The sequence below is a fragment of the Glaciimonas sp. PAMC28666 genome (assembly GCF_016917355.1).
Classification (GTDB): domain Bacteria; phylum Pseudomonadota; class Gammaproteobacteria; order Burkholderiales; family Burkholderiaceae_D; genus Glaciimonas.
Genome location: NZ_CP070304.1, coordinates 2,641,233 through 2,658,039, shown reverse-complemented (window position 1 = coordinate 2,658,039; position 16,807 = coordinate 2,641,233). Strand labels below are relative to the sequence as shown.

The following is a 16,807-nucleotide window of genomic DNA, read 5'->3' as shown; positions in this document are numbered from 1 at the left end:
TAAATCAGGCCAAACTTTCAACTTGTAGTGCATTTTTTCAGGATACCAACATGACTAGCACACAAACATTTTCCAAGGTTCCCAGCGTTTTTTCCTTTCAGCGTTCAATGATCGTGAGCGCGGGTGCATTTTTTAATGATATAGCAGGTCAAAACGACCTTTCACCGCTTTACGTAGTGCGCCACGGATTGCGTGGCACACAAAACGTGAGCGAAGCAGGCGATACTGCCAAAGGTACGAAAGATCGTGACGTTTCAAATATTCAACAAACAGAAACGGCGTTACTCGACCATCGCGCTGATGCGTTAGTCGTGAAATTCGGCTTGCGCATGGTCGATCTGGATAGCGCCCTTTTTGCATGTGCCTCAGGAGATCGGGAACTAGCCAAATTGGTACGTGAAAGCGTTGTCGACTTTGTAGCACGGGCGAAATCCAGCGACGGCTTGAAGGAAGTATCGCGCCGAATCGCACGTAATGTTGCCAACGGGTCCTTCCTGTGGCGCAACCGGGTGCTCGCAAAATCGGTGTCGATCACCACCATCTTTAACGGAAACACGCTGACATTCAATGCCCTCGGTATTCCGTTGTCCTCCTTCGGCGATTACAGTGCCGACGAAATAACATTATCAGAAATCATCGCCGACGGACTGAGGGGAAATCGCGATGCCGCCATTGAAGTGATGGCACGCGTAGATTTTGGCGTGAAAGGCGCCGTCGAAGTCTATCCCTCCCAAGCCTATGTTGAAAACAAACCAAAAGGCTTCGCTCGACCGCTCTACAAGCTGACCGCAGAGGTACCTCACGCCAACGGCATCGATCACCAGACAGTGATGGGACAAGCGGCCTTGCGTGATCAAAAAATCAGTAACCGCCTCCGTACGATCGATACCTGGTACGATGCATTTGATATCGTTGGAAAACCGCTACCGGTGGAACCCAATGGTGCCTCCATCGACTTGATGAGTTTTTTCCGCAGTGGAAAATCGACTGCCTTCAGTATGTTGTCGAGGCTGAATCAGATCGATCCAAGTTCGCCCGAAGGAATGTTCTGCATTGGTTCGATGATTCGCGGTGGCGTCTACAGCGGCGGCTCCGAGAAGGCAGAAGTAAAAGCTAACGCCAAGACAGAATCGACCATGGATAATGAAGCAAACGAAGCACAAGGCGAGGTGTCCTGATGCAACCGCAGGCTTATATTGACCTGCGCGTAATTTCATCGCTCAAGTCAGATCGCCCAAATGGTACGGCGCATGATGTCATGGCGCTGCTCATTAAATTCACACATGCGATCGCAGCACGTCAGGGGTTTAAGCACGCAGTGGCTTTCCCTCAGGCAAAAATAGGTGCGCGACCAAGTCCTGGAAATCATGCAAGAGTGTTTGCGCTGGCACGCGAGTCACTTGAAACACTGGCAGATGAACTGGAGAAGCAGCAGTTCATCCGTGACTATGTCAATATCGGTAGGGTCAAAGTGCTACCTTCTGATTTCAAACCAACTGCCTTCGTTGAGTATCGACGATACCGTGTGCCGAATCGAAAAAGCCGACTGGAAGCGTCACGTGCCAAGCGCATGGCGGAAGCAGATTCACTTCCACATCTGCGACTTAATAGCTCAACATCTGGTCATGGCTTCAGTTTGTTCCTCAAGCCAATTCATCACGAAACAGCACTATGCGCGGAAGGAACACTGGTGACGTTTGAACCTGACGTATATGGGTTATCAGTTTTTACCAGACGTTTTGCGTTGCCAGTCACTCCCGAAGATGCATGGCCAGTGGGAAGGATGACGAATACCGAACCGGTAGCAACAGATTGAAACCGACGTCAGGGCTTAAAAAATCTGATCCCACATCGCGGGCCATTCTACTCAGCAAGCGCGCAAATGCGTTTTTGATAGAGCGTGCGCGGGTCATGCAAAAAGACGGTCGTCTCCTATTCCTCACACAACGTGGGGAAGAAATTGAACAGTTCTTTAACATTCCATATAAAAATACTGCGTTCTTGCTACTGGGTCTTGGTACATCGATCACTGAATCGGCCGTCAGACTATTGGCAGAAAGCGGTGTCATGGTCGGTTTTGTGGGAACAGGCGGTTCACCACTTCTTAGTGCCGTCGATCCTGTGTTTATGACGCCACAGAGTGAATATCGCCCCACTGAATACATGCAAGACTGGATGCGCATGTGGCTCGAAGAACCAAGACGTCTCGCAATGGGCCGTCAATTCATGGCGGTTCGATCAAAATGGGTACAAACTGCATGGAAAAAAAATCCGGTATTATCGTCTCTTTCTGCAAGCATAGACGATGCTGACACACAGAAGTTTGAACTTGCAGTTCAGCGAGCCCAAACTACAGATGAAATGTTGTCAGCAGAAGCAGTTTGGTCACGGATGCTTTACGCCAGACTGCGCTCTGCCTTCGAAGCTAATGGATTTAAACGCGAAAGTGGAAAGCGAGGAAAGGGATCGCCCGAAGAGAGAATTAATTCTTTCCTTGATCATGGAAATTATATTGCCTATGGATACGCTGCCGTGGCGATTTATGCCTTAGGCATTTCATTTGCGTTACCGGTATTGCACGGAAAAACTAGACGCGGGGCACTAGTTTTTGACGTTGCTGACCTTTTCAAAGATGCGATTGTTATGCCCTTGGCCTTCGAGATGGGTTCTGGTAACGCGACAGACCAAGAGTTTCGTAATGAATTAATAGATCAATGCCTGCAAGCCGAAGTCATCGATACCCTGATCGAAAACATCAAATCTTGTATCATCGAAAATATTCATAAAAATCAAATAGTTACGGAAAAATAGAAATAGTCATGTATTTTTCTTAGCTTTCGTCCAACTCCTTGTTTTAATTAAAATATTTTGTTTTTTAGAACGGTCAGCCGCCATGCGCGCGGCTTAGAAGACACTTTGCGAACACGATTGACAACAATTGGAGTCAGCCGCCATGCGCGCGGCTTAGAAGTGCAGATCGTCAAAGAAACCGATCCGGCAAGTGTCAGCCGCCATGCGCGCGGCTTAGAAGGCCAAGGGAACTCACGGAATCGGTTTTACGTTGTCAGCCGCCATGCGCGCGGCTTAGAAGAATCGATGGTTTACTTGATGGCGTTGCGACTTGTCAGCCGCCATGCGCGCGGCTTAGAAGTACTGTGTTGCCGTTGATGTCACGGACAATTCGTCAGCCGCCATGCGCGCGGCTTAGAAGACTCAGCTCGTGGATGCCGACCATTAGCGTTGGTCAGCCGCCATGCGCGCGGCTTAGAAGTAAACAAGCGCGATGCTGAGCAGCCAGAATTAGTCAGCCGCCATGCGCGCGGCTTAGAAGTCAACACCGGGGCGGCCATCCATCTGCTTGCAGTCAGCCGCCATGCGCGCGGCTTAGAAGCGTGAAATTGCGGATTTAGTCGGGTCTCGGCACGTCAGCCGCCATCCGCGCGGCTTAGAAGTAAAGCACTGTGGCTGGAAGCACTCCGGTCAGGTCAGCCGCCATGCGCGCGGCTTAGAAGCAGAGAGTTAGATCTTATTTGGGTGGGATGGCGTCAGCCGCCATGCGCGCGGCTTAGAAGTTCGATCAATTCGCATAGCCCGCGCTGCGTCAGTCAGCCGCCATGCGCGCGGCTTAGAAGATAAGCTCAAGGAGCTTTTCGGCTTGGATTTTGTCAGCCGCCATGCGCGCGGCTTAGAAGATCGGCTGAAATAGATTAGACAGTTTCGGTTCGTCAGCCGCCATGCGCGCGGCTTAGAAGAGTAAGGGCCATCTCCCGTTGCATCGGATAACGTCAGCCGCCATGCGCGCGGCTTAGAAGTCGGTAATATGGAGTAGGGCGCAGGTTGGTTAGTCAGCCGCCATGCGCGCGGCTTAGAAGACTATCTTAGGATGACAGAAATGAGCCAAATCGTCAGCCGCCATGCGCGCGGCTTAGAAGTTAATGCTCGGCACAGACTGCGAATCGCCATCGTCAGCCGCCATGCGCGCGGCTTAGAAGACGCCGATCACATGGAGATCATGAATCGCAAAGTCAGCCGCCATGCGCGCGGCTTAGAAGATCATCAGATGCGCCGCCATCGCCGCTTGAGTGTCAGCCGCCATGCGCGCGGCTTAGAAGGAGGAGTCACCGCAGAACAGGCACAGACATTGGTCAGCCGCCATGCGCGCGGCTTAGAAGACATCAAGGGCGACATCATCACCGATGCGAAAGTCAGCCGCCATGCGCGCGGCTTAGAAGTTGTCCTGTGAGTCGGGGTTGTAAATCTCATCGTCAGCCGCCATGCGCGCGGCTTAGAAGTGTAATAATACCGATTGAATCCGAAGTAGGCAGTCAGCCGCCATGCGCGCGGCTTAGAAGCATGTAGAGCGCTTGCGCACCACAAAAATGATTGTCAGCCGCCATGCGCGCGGCTTAGAAGGTTAAAATGTTTGGTTATATCGCAGCAGGGGTGTCAGCCGCCATGCGCGCGGCTTAGAAGCTATAAGACCAAACCCGCGAAAAACTCGCTAACGTCAGCCGCCATGCGCGCGGCTTAGAAGTGTAAATAAATTGTCTTGGGACGCGTGCACATGTCAGCCGCCATGCGCGCGGCTTAGAAGTTAACCCAGCGAAGAAGCAAGCATACTTGGTGGTCAGCCGCCATGCGCGCGGCTTAGAAGGACTAGCGGGGCTTGGGTCCAACAGTTACTGGGTCAGCCGCCATGCGCGCGGCTTAGAAGTGCAAAAAGATCCCGATGGCAGATATATGCTCGTCAGCCGCCATGCGCGCGGCTTAGAAGACCCGAACTGGCTTAACGCCCATGGGATACCAGTCAGCCGCCATGCGCGCGGCTTAGAAGTTCTAGGCTATCTACGGCTCTACGCTTGCAGGGTCAGCCGCCATGCGCGCGGCTTAGAAGGCATTAATCGACACGTCCGGCTGATGCGTCGCGTCAGCCGCCATGCGCGCGGCTTAGAAGATTGCAGCGCAGGTGGTGGCATGACCGCCGCAGTCAGCCGCCATGCGCGCGGCTTAGAAGAATTCCAATTGATGTTTAGCAAACTCGCCAGCGTCAGCCGCCATGCGCGCGGCTTAGAAGATCAAGGAAATGCAAGCACTGACTGCTGATGAGTCAGCCGCCATGCGCGCGGCTTAGAAGTCGCAAGTGTTGCCAAGGTACTTGTATAAATCGTCAGCCGCCATGCGCGCGGCTTAGAAGGCGATTAAATATGATTCTGAAGATGTTGAAGAGTCAGCCGCCATGCGCGCGGCTTAGAAGTTCCATTTAGCCATCACAGCGGCTAGCTCGTCGTCAGCCGCCATGCGCGCGGCTTAGAAGTGTGCAAGTTTAGGTGTCAGGTAAGCCCGCAAGTCAGCCGCCATGCGCGCGGCTTAGAAGATCTTTGAAACATGGGCCGCAGCACAGCAGTCGTCAGCCGCCATGCGCGCGGCTTAGAAGACTCTATGACCATGCTCGAAATACGCGCCAAGGTCAGCCGCCATGCGCGCGGCTTAGAAGATGACCGACGCCCCTCTATACATCGGACTATTGTCAGCCGCCATGCGCGCGGCTTAGAAGAAGCCACCGGATTGCGTTTGCAACTGTGAAAAGTCAGCCGCCATGCGCGCGGCTTAGAAGGTGTACAAAAACGCTTTTTCGACTGGTTGTCCGTCAGCCGCCATGCGCGCGGCTTAGAAGCCGTAGATAAGCCCTACGCGGGGGGTTAACTCGTCAGCCGCCATGCGCGCGGCTTAGAAGTCTTTCGGTGTCAGCGTTGCTTGCAAATCCCTGTCAGCCGCCATGCGCGCGGCTTAGAAGAAAACCGCGCACGGTCTTTGGTTTATTTGCTTGCCAGCCGCCATGCGCGCGGCTTAGAAGAGAGGCGGTAAAGGGTTATATTGATTATGAATGTCAGCCGCCATGCGCGCGGCTTAGAAGTCATACGTTCCTGGCGTCATATCAGCGCGGTAGTCAGCCGCCATGCGCGCGGCTTAGAAGAGTGTGCGACAAAGCCGCTTTGTTTATGAAAAGTCAGCCGCCATGCGCGCGGCTTAGAAGTTTAGTACGATTATTGCTTACGAATGTAAACAGTCAGCCGCCATGCGCGCGGCTTAGAAGATGAGTAAAGTTTACAAAACGAGTAAGAATTTGTCAGCCGCCATGCGCGCGGCTTAGAAGAAATCCAACCGTCGCGTTCTATCCATCGTAGCGTCAGCCGCCATGCGCGCGGCTTAGAAGATTAGCGTGCCAGCGACGACGGCCATAAAGCAGTCAGCCGCCATGCGCGCGGTTTAGAAGACACCCGAACCGGTCGCTGAAATCGCACTGCCGTCAGCCGCCATGCGCGCGGCTTAGAAGTTGATCGGCTGAGCCGCCACTTACAGGACAAAGTCAGCCGCCATGCGCGCGGCTTAGAAGGTATCCTGCACCTGGCAACGACGCCCATATTTGTCAGCCGCCATGCGCGCGGCTTAGAAGGTGGTGAAAAGTCGGTGTCGGGCATGAATAGAGTCAGCCGCCATGCGCGCGGCTTAGAAGAGTCCGGGAGATCAACCGTCTGACCAGGGGGTTGAACCACAAACCGACGAAATTTCCGTCACTCAAAATCTAGGCCAGCAAGTAGAGCATCTAGGTCTATCGTTTTGCCCTGGTCATCGAATGTGTAATGCCCACCCAGTAGCAAATGCCGCCATGCCACCGGCGAGGTGGACATGATGAAAGCCCAAGCCTTGGGCTTGTCTTTGAAGCGCTCCAGTAACCGCGACAGGATAGCTGCGTTGTAATAGATGACGGCGTTGGCCACCAGACGCCCACACTGATTACTGATTTCGATATCGACGTCCGTCTGTCCTGTCAGCTCCTTCTTGCCGCCAACTTGGGCAATGGCCGCACGCAACTGGTGGTAGGACTCAAGGCGGTTTTGTGAACGGTGCACATTGCGTTGCAACTGCGGGTCACGCAAGTAGCGCAACGTGTAAATGCTGCGGATGAGCTTGTCGTACTCAAAGACCGCCCGTCGCGTGGGATTTGACGTGCTGTAGGTGCAAATTTTGCGGACGAGCGCCGCCTGCGTCATGTCCTTGAGCGCCAGCGTGGCCACTATCTGGTCGATGCCTTCCCTTTCTTCCTCAATGGCTTGCAAGTCGATGCGCCCAGCGGGTTTAACAAGGTACTTTTCATACTGTGCCGGATCATCAACGCAGTACAACTCCTTGAGCTGGGCATTGGCGTCGGTAAAGCGTGGCGCAAAGGCCCCACCAAACCAGTCGAAGATGGCAAAGTTGGCCTTGTTGACGCTGTGCATATCACCCGTGACCACCGTGGGCTTGATGTCCGAGGTGTTGCGGTACCACACGTCAAAGGCATAGTGACCCTCGTATTCATGCGCCCCAATCACCCAGCCTTGCAGAGGCACATGGTTGCACAGCAGCGTGTAGGCCACCACACCCTTGCCACGTCCGAAGTATTTACGCGAATACCGAGCCTGGATATTAGGCCGCTCCATGCTGAATTTCTGCCCATCCACACTGCCGTATAGCACACCCATATCAAACGAGAAGTGCTCGAAGATCGGCAACTGGGCGATGGCATTGCTGATGCAGTCATTAGCTGCTTGCAGCGTGGATAGGCGTAGATACTGACGGTGGGTGTTCTCCAGGACACGGTGGGATATGTCGCTGGTGCGCGCCATAACGCGGATACCGTGATTCATGGCCATCGCCGTAATGACTGCCAGAAGGCTATTGGCTTCGGCTCCGTGCTTGACGTAGCGCGGTTGCAGTGGCGTGAGGGCCGACAGGAATTGGCACTGACCACCCACGAAGCGCAGCACGTCGGCAATGTCGGTCAGGGGCAAACGTCCATAAAAGCAGTCCGGCGCATCGGGGCTGTCCTCGGCCTTGGGCTTATGCCAAACCAGTCGCTGGCGTGCCGAGTCAAACTCCAAGTGCGGCAGCTTCCCACGGCGCAGCTCCGAATTGAAGATGTGCCACTGCTTGCGTAATTCCTCGGCCAAGGCCTCTAAGCGTGGCCCAACGGGTTGGTGCAACCATGTAATGTCCGCGTCCATTTGTGCCAATAGCGGGGCATACTCGTCCAGCGGCACCAGCTCGTCGGCCAAGCGGCGGTGCTGCAAACTGTCGTCGATGTAAATGTCACCAGTGCGGAGCCGTTTAGTAAGCTGGTGGTACAGCCAGAACTCATAGCGCACATCGTTGATGGCTAACGGGTTGCCTGTGTCATCGCAGTCCAGCAGGAAGGAACGCAGGCGTACCGGCAATGTGGCTACCGGGCACTCTGACAAGGGACGCTGGGATAGTCGTTGCTGACATGCAAACACGGAATTGATCCACGCCAGCGCTTGCAGCCAGGGGTTGTCCGGTTCACCGCAAAAGTCTACGGTCGCAAAGATGGGCCGCAGGTTCAGGCGCACCCGCACGCCCAGCTTGTCAATGGCCTCCCAGCGCAGCGCCAGTGAGCTGAGCTGCTTGGTGCTCATATGCTCACCTACTGCCAAAACCTCATCCTTGCCCATGATCCGCCAGGCGCGGCGGCGCACCGTACCAAACAATTCACTGTCGGATACCTGGTCGTCCACGTACAGTAGGAGTAGCCGCCCGACCTTGCGGTTATTGCGCAACTGCACCGCATGTTCATGTAGGGTACGCTTTTGCGCGTGCGCCTTGGTTTCAGCCTCGTAGTGGCGCACAAGGTGGTACATTGCCGCTAATAGGTTGTCCGTGAATTGTCGGTAGCGCAGCCACGCAAAGCACAGCAGGTACAAGCGCGTTTGCCCGGGCTTGAGGCGGCGCAGGTCAAAGACGGTGTAGTAATTCACCAGGCTGGCGTAGTACAGAAGGTTCTGGCGGGAGATCTCCAGCCGGGGCAGCAGATCCTTGGCGGCGTGGTGCAACGGTGCCAGCATTTCGCGCTTGTCGCGCTCGCGGCTCATGTGCTGGTGGCCAAAGTTCTTGGCGTCCTGCTTGAGTACAGCCAAATCAGAGAGGGTGTCTTCGTGCACCAACAACTGTGCCAACATTGCCTTAAGCGGTTCGTCCAACAGGCCATCGAGCAAGGCCCCAAGACGGCGGCGCTCGGCGGTCAATGCGCCACTGACAATTTCCTGCAAGGTGGTGTAGCCCGGACGGATGATCTTGCGCTCGCCCAGGGCGGCGACCAATTCCATGGCCACGAAGCTGGGCGTCACATCACGGCGCACCAGTTGCGCAGCCTTCGAGCCCAACCAGGGCAAACAGGCCGAAGACCATGCTTGGTACCCGGCCAGTGCCGTGATACCCTCCCGCTGAGCATAGCGTTCGTGTTTGGATATGGGAAGCAGAGGCACCGCGTGGTCTTGGAAATACCGGCTGATGACAAAAACACAGTCCTCGAATACCTCGTCCCAGTCGAACGCGAAGAAGGCGCGTTTGGCTTTGAAGTAACCGATTTGCAAGATGCAATGCACCTGAGCGTGCAGGCCGGTGCGGTCGGTGGCCAGTGCCAATTCCGCCTCAGACAGCGCAAGGTATTCCAGTTGCTGGCCATCGTCAAAGTTGGGAAGGCCGTACAAGGCCTCCTCTTCGGCATCCGACAGGACGCGCAAGCGCTCGCTCTTCGCGGTCATTGCGGCGGCTCTGCGTGCGAACCTGTCCAACCAACCCGTGCCAGGGTATCAATCAAGGTGGTGCGCTTAACGCCGAAGTTACGGCACACAGCAGCCTTGGACATTCCACCGTCGAGCGCGGCGGTGATCGCATCCAGCCTCTCGCCAGTGATGGCTTGTGGCCGACCGCCAATCGTGAACAAGGGCACAGATCCATCAAATGGTGCCCTTTGGTGGGACGGATTGGACTTCAAAACTCAGTACAGTAGCCGTCCAAAAGTTATTGATGGATTTAAGTTCGGAGAACCATCTCACAATATATTCAAAGTTCAGGAAAAAAAGCGAGAGATTATTGTTCGCTGGAAGATTAAAAACAAAAAAACTGGTCAAATTGTTGACGGTGGCGAACGAGGTCGCTACGACGCGGTTTGGGTTTCAACCGCCGCTCATGGCAGCACCATCTTTTGGAGCCATCCGAAGGAATACATCACTGCAACGGGTGGGAAGGAATACAAATGAAATCTAACAATCCAGTATCAGTATCAGTATTAGCTTTCATGCTATTGGCATTCACCGGACAAGCAATAGCTGCACGTGGCAAGCCCATCACGCGCATTGATGAATGGAAGCCCACGACAGAAATACTTGAATACCATTCATGCGGAATGGCCGATATGTGTTGGGTAGCAGAAGTTAAGAACAAGAAAACGAAAAGAAGAGTTGCATCACTTCGGTGCGATGGTGAAAAGTTGTTTTCAATTATTGGAAAACAGCCAGAGATAGTTGCGGCGGAGAATTGCCACCTATTTGAGAATGAAAGCAAGTTTCAAGAGATACCCAAGGCACTTCGTGAACTACTGAATCGTTGAAAAAATTGGACTCATGCACTTTTTCTTACTTGAGTGTGGCTAAGACGTGAGCCGCTTGAGCAATTAGCGGGAACTGGGCGTACAGGTCTAAGTTGACTGGCTAACGGAATTTTCGGCGGTTTGTGGTTCAACCCCTGACCAGCAAGCGTCAGCCGCCATGCGCGCGGCTTAGAAGTAACCCGATAGATTGGTAGGGGCAGCATGAAAGTCGTCCTGCAAACGTCCTAGGGAAGCGCTGATCAATTGATGATCTTGATCATGGCGTTAGTTTTAAAAATAAAATTTTCACCCACGGTTGAGTTTCTGCAACCATGAGCGCAACAAACGGTTTTTTGAGCAAATATGACGCTCTTATCGTCCCTTGCTTCACTCAGGATGGTTTTCGGGTGTCATTGATCACAAAGCGCCTGCCAGCAAGCACCAGATTGGCAAATCTGAACAGCGAGAACAACTGCACAGTGTTCTTGGCCAGGCCCCGATAGCGCGTTTTACGATGCCGAAACAGGTTCTTGATGACATGAAACGGATGCTCCACTTTTGCCCTGACGCTGGCTTTGAGAAACGCCAGTTTCTCGCGCATGCGCCCGAGTTTATTTTTCGGCAGCGCCTTGCGTTTGGAGCGGCGCATCGCGACGTGCCAGGTAACGGAGGGGGTTTTATTTTCTTCGCGTTTTTCCACCCCTTGATAGCCCGCATCGCCCAGCGCTGCAATCTGATCGCCATGCAGCAATGCATGCGCTTGCGTCACGTCAGACACATTGCCAGCCGTTCCGATCACGGTGTGTACCAGCCCAGAGGCAGCATCAACGCCGATATGGGCTTTCATGCCAAAGTGCCAGTCATTGCCTTTCTTCGACTGATGCATGTCCGGGTCGCGAGTCTTATCCTTGTTTTTGGTCGATGGTGGCGCAGCAATCAAGGTGGCATCCACTATGGTCCCTTCATGCATAAGCAAACCTTTGGCGGCCAAATGCGCATTGATCACCTCAAAAATCCTGCGGGTCAGGTCATGCTTTTCCAGCAGACGGCGAAATTTCAACAGTGTCGTGGCATCCGGTGCCGACTCCCGGTTCAGATCGATACCGACAAAACCGCGGATCGCCTGACTGTCGTAAATCGCATCCTCAATGCCCTCGTCAGACAAACCAAAACACGGCTGTGCAACATACATCCGAAGCATCCGTGCAAGACCAATCGGCGGGCGGGCGACCAGGACCTTCGCCTTTCGGATAAAACGGTTCAATTTCGTTCCACAGTGCCGCCCAGGGCGTAGCTGTATCGATCTCGCTCAGGAAACGGTCACGCCGCGTACGTTTCTTTTTTTGCCGCGTACTCAAGGTCGGAGAAGCTTTTTTGCATAAACGATTCGTCAATGAAAAGGGATACATTATTGTCTCAGCTTCTGTAAATCACCGAAACCATTTCTGTCGAATAAATCAGCGCTTCCCTAGGGAATCACCTGAGACAACTCATAAAGTAATTGACCGTTGGCAGACCTGGTCGACCATATACGCGACCTTACAATTAGATATCTATCGCCATTCCCACACTACGCCTTAATCAGTTCGTCAATTAATAGATTTTGCAATGTTTGCAAGGTCATCGACTCCACTCCGAATAGCGACGGACGAACCAATATGATCGGATTACCATCGTTCCAGATCTTTGAATACCTCAAAATTTTAGAATTTTTTTACGCGATTAAAAAATGTTCGCCCTCGCTGTGCAACCATTTTTTTGAAGTTCATCGCGGTAGCCAAACTGACACTCTTATATTTTCGAGGTGTAGAGAACTAAGGAACCAACAAGTAAATTTCAATCCGAGGACGTACTTTTTTTCGCTCCACTACTGTTCGTAACGGATTGATTCTCTATTTTATTGTCTCGATTAATACGACGCGCTTCCATATCTTTTGCGGCGGCTTTAGTTATAGTTTCTAGTGCCAATGGGTCAACCTCCGCCAAAAGTATTTTTGCACGCTTAATAACTAACATTCTGATCGTATCAGGTATCGATTCCCCAGTCAGTAGCGCTATCTCAGAGAATGATTCGTAGACTTCTTCCTCAATATTGACCTCCAATACATTATTCCGTACTGGCTCGACACCTGAATAATTTTCGTTAAATGTTTGACGCCCAGAACCAAAAATCAATGCCGCCAAGGCAGCTTGCCGGACAGCTAACGGCGCCTCGTTGTAAGCGCCGAGCAAAATGTTTTCTTCCCTTGATATCTCAGTGCGTATTTTTTTGCCTGTCAAGATATAGGCAATATCGACTCCTAAAGACGAAATTGCATGCATATATGCAACATCCGGAGAGCGCTTTCCCTTTTCATACGAAATTTGGGTCGCCTTGTTCACACCACCAGTAGCTGCAAAATTATCTTGATTCAGAGCTAGACGCTTGCGTTCATCTCGGAGTCTACCGCCAAATAGGTTCGCAAAATCATCCATAATTTTATTTAAAAGTTCGTTTTATTGAACTATATTGAGGTCCGTTGAGTGGGAAGACAAATAATACACCATGAGAATAGCTAATAAAATGAGTCGTTCACCGAAAAATATTCTGAATGGCCCCTCGCACATCCGGTTAAGAAGCGACGAGACGGCGCGGGTGGAACGACATGTTTTTAATGAAAGGCGCTCACGTGCCAATTTCCTTCCCATGGTCGCGTTACTCGGCCTGGATGCCTATGAACAAAATACTGCACATTTGGCTAAGCCTTCTAGCCGAATACCATTTCCCAGTCATCAATAAAAGGACGCTGTCATGTTGCACCACGTACGTCATCTGCAAGAGCTGCACTCTGTAGAGCTTGCGTTAGAGTGGCTTGTTAAGTCGCATTTGCGTAAGCGATCGAAACAAATATCTGGGGAAGGCCAAGTACTGTATCCGGTCGGCAGACTACCAAAGTGAGGGTCATTAGCTTACCTTGCCCCCATTGCCAACACCGTGTGCGCGCCGCTAAAAGCCGCACGATGTCGACCCTGATGAAAGAGATCACGTACATGTGCCAGAACCCGGACTGTGGGCATACCTTTGTGGCGAGTCTCGAAGTATTGCGTACGTTGTCGATGTCTGCGATGCCGAACCCGGATGTACAAATCCATTTGTCGCAGCACGTCCGAAACGCGTGTGCCAATCAGCTGGCTTTATTCCGGAATGACTAAGGCCACCATGAACGCTCCTCATATTCTCGCGCCGCCGTAATCCTCCGCTAGCGCTTTTCCCTTTTTTACGTTGTACCCGGTCATGCCTGCTTTCAGGCATGCGGGATTTTTTCGCCCTGAAATAAGGAAAGCCCTATGAAAACCCATCTCAAAACGTTCGGCTCTGGCCTGTTATGTGGCTTTGTCATGTTTGCCCCCGCGTTGGCGGTCGCGCTCGGCTGGGTCAAAGGCTAAGCCATGTTCACCAAAAGCACCTACGCCGTCCTGATCGACAAACTGGACCTGCGCAACTGGTTTATGTCGCGGTCGCATTTGTTGAACGACAGCCATCGCGTGGCGGTGTGCGAGGTGCTGGATGAACAGCTGGCCCTTTGTATTGCGCGGTTGGGTGGCATGGCGGCGGTCTGGTGATGGGCGTTTCGCTGATTGATCACCATCCGTCGTTTATGCCGGTCACAGACTTGTTTGCCGAGTGGGATGGCGCAACGGCCACGCTGACGACCCCGGATCATGCACGGGCCAAATTATTAGCTGCGCGTCAGTTGATCAAGCCACGTCAGGATGCGTCGCGCTTGCAACGCCTGACGGCGCAATCGTGGGGAACGACACCAGAGCATGCACGGCGTTATGTGCTGTTTGTGGCTGGTTTACCGATGACGCGGTGGCAAAGTCCGATTCATTCTTTTACCCCATCGGAACGGGCCGCAATCCGGGCGGCGGTCGTGGCCTCGGTCGGTATGTTTGAACGGGTGATGCATGCAGTCTAAACACGTCGTTCTGCCAGCCCGTCAACGGCACCTTTCTTTTTTACAATCGGAACGCTTTGCGCCGGAATTGGCGCGGTTGCCTTACAAGTGGCGCAAGCGCGTCATCGGTCAGGCACTCGACAAAATGGCGTGGTCCTCCTGGTACAAAATTTATGAGTCGGTGGCAACGGACTTTGTCCGCGAGTTTGCCGACCGCTATGTGCCCGCTGGTGTTGATCTGTCGCAGCACGATGCGGACATTGTGGCAACGGCGAAGAAAGCGGCGGCGCATGTGGTCGAGGCGCTATGGGGCGCGCAATCGGACCTGCATGCGTTGCAGGTCATCCGCTGCGAATGTGCCGAATACGGGATTGATGCACCGGAATTTGACGAACTCAAAGATGTGATCGCACGGGCGGTGAATCCGCACTGGTGGCGCGGTCAGTTACGTAAGCGCATCGGTCGGGCCTTTGAGGCGGGCAACATCCGCCTCGGCTATGTCCACTATCACGGCGAACCCTATGCCAGCCACGACACGGTGATCGCCCGACTGGCGCAAAACCGCCGTAACGAACTGGCGCTGGACGGCCAAAAATTAGAAAACGAACTTGGTCAGCAATTCACGCTGGCTGAACTGGCCGGTACCACCACGGCAAATAAGGCGATACGACGAGGAGAGTTGATGCTGCGATTAAATGGCTTTGAAACGATTGCAAAAGAACTGGGCGATGAAGGCTTGTTTGTGACGTGGACCTGTCCATCTCACTTTCATGCGACGTTGCATAACGGCAAGCCGAACCCGAAGTTTAGCGGGGCTACACCCCGAGAAGCAAATGCGTATCTGCAAAAAGTAACGGCGCGTTTCCGGTCCGCACTGGCTCGACGCGGGATTGGGTTGTATGGCTTTCGGATTGCCGAGCCGCATCACGACGCCACCCCGCACTGGCATATGCTGTTATTTGTGCGATCAGCCGCCAACTATAAAACGCCGCACATTGTGGATGTGGCCAGCCGTGCGACGCGCCTGATGAAACGTTATGCGTGGACCGCAGAACGTGGCGAGCGAGGTGCATTTGAGCGCCGCCTGAAAGTCGTCCGAATTGACTGGAACCTGGGCACCGCTGCCGGTTATATCGCGAAATATGTCGCGAAGAATATCGACGGCGCGCATGTGGGCGAACATAAAACCAAGGACGGCTATGTGGTGGTGCCGGATTGCGTCGGCGACGTGGAACTGGTTCCGTCGGCGCGGATTGAAGCATGGGCCGCATGCTGGGGCATCCGTCAGTTTCAGCAATGGGGCGGTGCACCGGTCACGGTCTGGCGCGAATTACGCCGGATTAAAGACGACATGCTGGTGGAAGCACCGGAACCGATGCGTCGTGCATGGAATGCCGCGCAAAAAATTGAAGGCGACGAAGTGACCAGCAAACGCGCTGACTTTGCCGAGTATATGCGGGCACAAGGCGGTCCCATCGTGGCCCGTAAGGATCTGATCATTACGCTGGCCAAGGATGTCACGACCTGCATCGGACGCTATGGCGAGACGATCAAATCGACACCGTACGGCGTGCATTGCGCGGCCTTGTTTGGGGTGGTGTTTAAGTCGGTACGGCATAGTTGGACGCCAGTTGCATCGGCAGCCACCGCATGCGACGGGGCGGCAGTTGCCCTTCCTCGGACTCGTGTAAATAACTGTACGCACCCCGAACCGGTGCCGAGAGAAAAACAGCCGGACTGGTCGTTTCCTGATGTGAGTAAATTCCCTCTGGAGTCCAGATCCGAGCTCATTGATGCATGGGCAGCGCTGAATGCCTGTCCTTATCCCCGAATTTTTGATGAAAGGAAGGAATGATGAGATTGCTTATGCAGACGTGCGTCTTTTTATTTATGTTTTTTGCAATACGGGGGATTTCTGATGCCCTGCACTTGATGCTTGATCGATGGAAACTGCGCTTCCATGCCGTGATTAACGGGGTGCTGACTGGGGCAGTGATGTACAGCCTGCTGAACGGAATGTTGTGGGGAGCTGGGATTGGATAAAGTTATACCTGACATTGGCGCGGTCGTTGATTTTGAAAATGACCATGGCTTCCACACTGGCGAGGTCATGGCTATCAGGCGCGACATCTCCAACGGTGAGCAATTTGCATTGATAAATATCACTACATATCCAGCGCAAATTGTTCATACAGTTTCTCTTGAAAAATTATATTCGCTAATAAATCTGGAGCAACGACATGTTTTTAAGTGAAAGCGAGATTACGACGTTGACTGGCCGAAAAATGAAAGGTCACCAAGTCAGGGCTCTTCAACAGATGGGACTGCCTTTCTTCGTCAATGCAGTCGGACGACCAGTGATTGCCCGCTCCACCATTGAAGGCGGTAAGCAAGAGCCGGTTAAGCGCGGTTGGGTACCAAGTGTTTTGAGGGCGAAATAACT

Annotated in this window: 13 protein-coding genes, 2 pseudogenes and 1 CRISPR repeat array; of the genes and pseudogenes, 10 read left to right on the top strand and 5 right to left on the bottom strand. The window is 53.2% G+C overall.

Going from position 1 to position 16,807, the window contains the following annotated elements:
• Positions 1-50 precede the first annotated feature (50 nt).
• The 3 genes from csy3 to cas1f are packed head-to-tail and all read left to right on the top strand — an operon-like array spanning position 51 to position 2,811.
• The gene (gene csy3, locus JQN73_RS11345) at positions 51-1,178 is read left to right on the top strand and encodes a type I-F CRISPR-associated protein Csy3 (RefSeq protein WP_205318907.1); all 1,128 of its coding nucleotides are present in this window, start codon (positions 51-53) and stop codon (positions 1,176-1,178) included.
• Positions 1,178-1,816: a type I-F CRISPR-associated endoribonuclease Cas6/Csy4 gene (locus JQN73_RS11340; protein WP_205318906.1), complete on the top strand. Its 639-nt coding sequence runs from the start codon at positions 1,178-1,180 to the stop codon at positions 1,814-1,816. The genes csy3 and JQN73_RS11340 overlap by 1 nt, the downstream gene beginning before the upstream one ends.
• A complete protein-coding gene (cas1f, locus tag JQN73_RS11335) occupies positions 1,768-2,811 on the top strand; it encodes a type I-F CRISPR-associated endonuclease Cas1f (protein WP_205318905.1) in 1,044 nt (347 codons plus the stop codon). Before JQN73_RS11340 ends, cas1f begins: the two co-directional genes overlap by 49 nt.
• Before the next feature lie 72 nt (positions 2,812-2,883).
• A CRISPR array of direct repeats spans positions 2,884-6,514; the repeat unit is 28 nt; unit sequence GTCAGCCGCCATGCGCGCGGCTTAGAAG.
• Between the two features lie 58 nt (positions 6,515-6,572).
• Here cas1f and JQN73_RS11330 read toward each other — a convergent pair.
• Positions 6,573-9,599 (bottom strand): Tn3 family transposase, encoded by a 3,027-nt coding sequence (locus JQN73_RS11330; protein WP_205318904.1) that lies wholly within the window; start codon positions 9,597-9,599, stop codon positions 6,573-6,575.
• Positions 9,596-9,772, bottom strand: a pseudogene (locus tag JQN73_RS11325) (helix-turn-helix domain-containing protein); the annotation flags it as partial. The pseudogene JQN73_RS11325 and the gene JQN73_RS11330, both read right to left, overlap by 4 nt.
• Position 9,773: 1 nt before the next feature.
• Here JQN73_RS11325 and JQN73_RS11320 point away from each other — a divergent pair.
• Both JQN73_RS11320 and JQN73_RS11315 read left to right on the top strand, forming a co-directional pair.
• Positions 9,774-10,097, top strand: a complete 324-nt coding sequence (locus tag JQN73_RS11320; RefSeq protein WP_205318903.1) for a hypothetical protein — start codon at positions 9,774-9,776, stop codon at positions 10,095-10,097.
• Complete coding sequence (locus JQN73_RS11315; RefSeq protein ID WP_205318902.1) at positions 10,094-10,447, top strand: hypothetical protein; 354 nt, start codon at positions 10,094-10,096, stop codon at positions 10,445-10,447. Before JQN73_RS11320 ends, JQN73_RS11315 begins: the two co-directional genes overlap by 4 nt.
• A 370-nt stretch (positions 10,448-10,817) precedes the next feature.
• Here JQN73_RS11315 and JQN73_RS11310 read toward each other — a convergent pair.
• Positions 10,818-11,806 (bottom strand): annotated as a pseudogene (locus JQN73_RS11310) (IS5 family transposase).
• Between the two features lie 456 nt (positions 11,807-12,262).
• Positions 12,263-12,901, bottom strand: a complete 639-nt coding sequence (locus JQN73_RS11305) for a helix-turn-helix domain-containing protein (RefSeq protein ID WP_205318901.1) — start codon at positions 12,899-12,901, stop codon at positions 12,263-12,265.
• Between the two features lie 459 nt (positions 12,902-13,360).
• Between JQN73_RS11305 and JQN73_RS11300 the strand changes: the two genes are divergently transcribed.
• The 4 genes from JQN73_RS11300 (at position 13,361) to JQN73_RS11285 (ending at position 16,219) form a co-directional block, all read left to right on the top strand.
• Complete coding sequence (locus JQN73_RS11300) at positions 13,361-13,618, top strand: ogr/Delta-like zinc finger family protein (protein WP_205318900.1); 258 nt, start codon at positions 13,361-13,363, stop codon at positions 13,616-13,618.
• A gap of 237 nt (positions 13,619-13,855) precedes the next feature.
• Positions 13,856-14,029: a hypothetical protein gene (locus JQN73_RS11295; protein ID WP_205318899.1), complete on the top strand. Its 174-nt coding sequence runs from the start codon at positions 13,856-13,858 to the stop codon at positions 14,027-14,029.
• Positions 14,029-14,385 (top strand): hypothetical protein, encoded by a 357-nt coding sequence (locus JQN73_RS11290; RefSeq protein ID WP_205323537.1) that lies wholly within the window; start codon positions 14,029-14,031, stop codon positions 14,383-14,385. Before JQN73_RS11295 ends, JQN73_RS11290 begins: the two co-directional genes overlap by 1 nt.
• Complete coding sequence (locus JQN73_RS11285) at positions 14,375-16,219, top strand: replication endonuclease (RefSeq protein ID WP_205318898.1); 1,845 nt, start codon at positions 14,375-14,377, stop codon at positions 16,217-16,219. The genes JQN73_RS11290 and JQN73_RS11285 overlap by 11 nt, the downstream gene beginning before the upstream one ends.
• Before the next feature lie 114 nt (positions 16,220-16,333).
• On the opposite strand, the gene JQN73_RS11280 is transcribed toward JQN73_RS11285, so the two are convergent.
• Positions 16,334-16,555, bottom strand: a complete 222-nt coding sequence (locus JQN73_RS11280; RefSeq protein ID WP_205318897.1) for a hypothetical protein — start codon at positions 16,553-16,555, stop codon at positions 16,334-16,336.
• A gap of 49 nt (positions 16,556-16,604) precedes the next feature.
• Between JQN73_RS11280 and JQN73_RS11275 the strand changes: the two genes are divergently transcribed.
• Positions 16,605-16,805: a DUF4224 domain-containing protein gene (locus tag JQN73_RS11275; protein WP_205318896.1), complete on the top strand. Its 201-nt coding sequence runs from the start codon at positions 16,605-16,607 to the stop codon at positions 16,803-16,805.
• Positions 16,806-16,807: the final 2 nt, after the last annotated feature.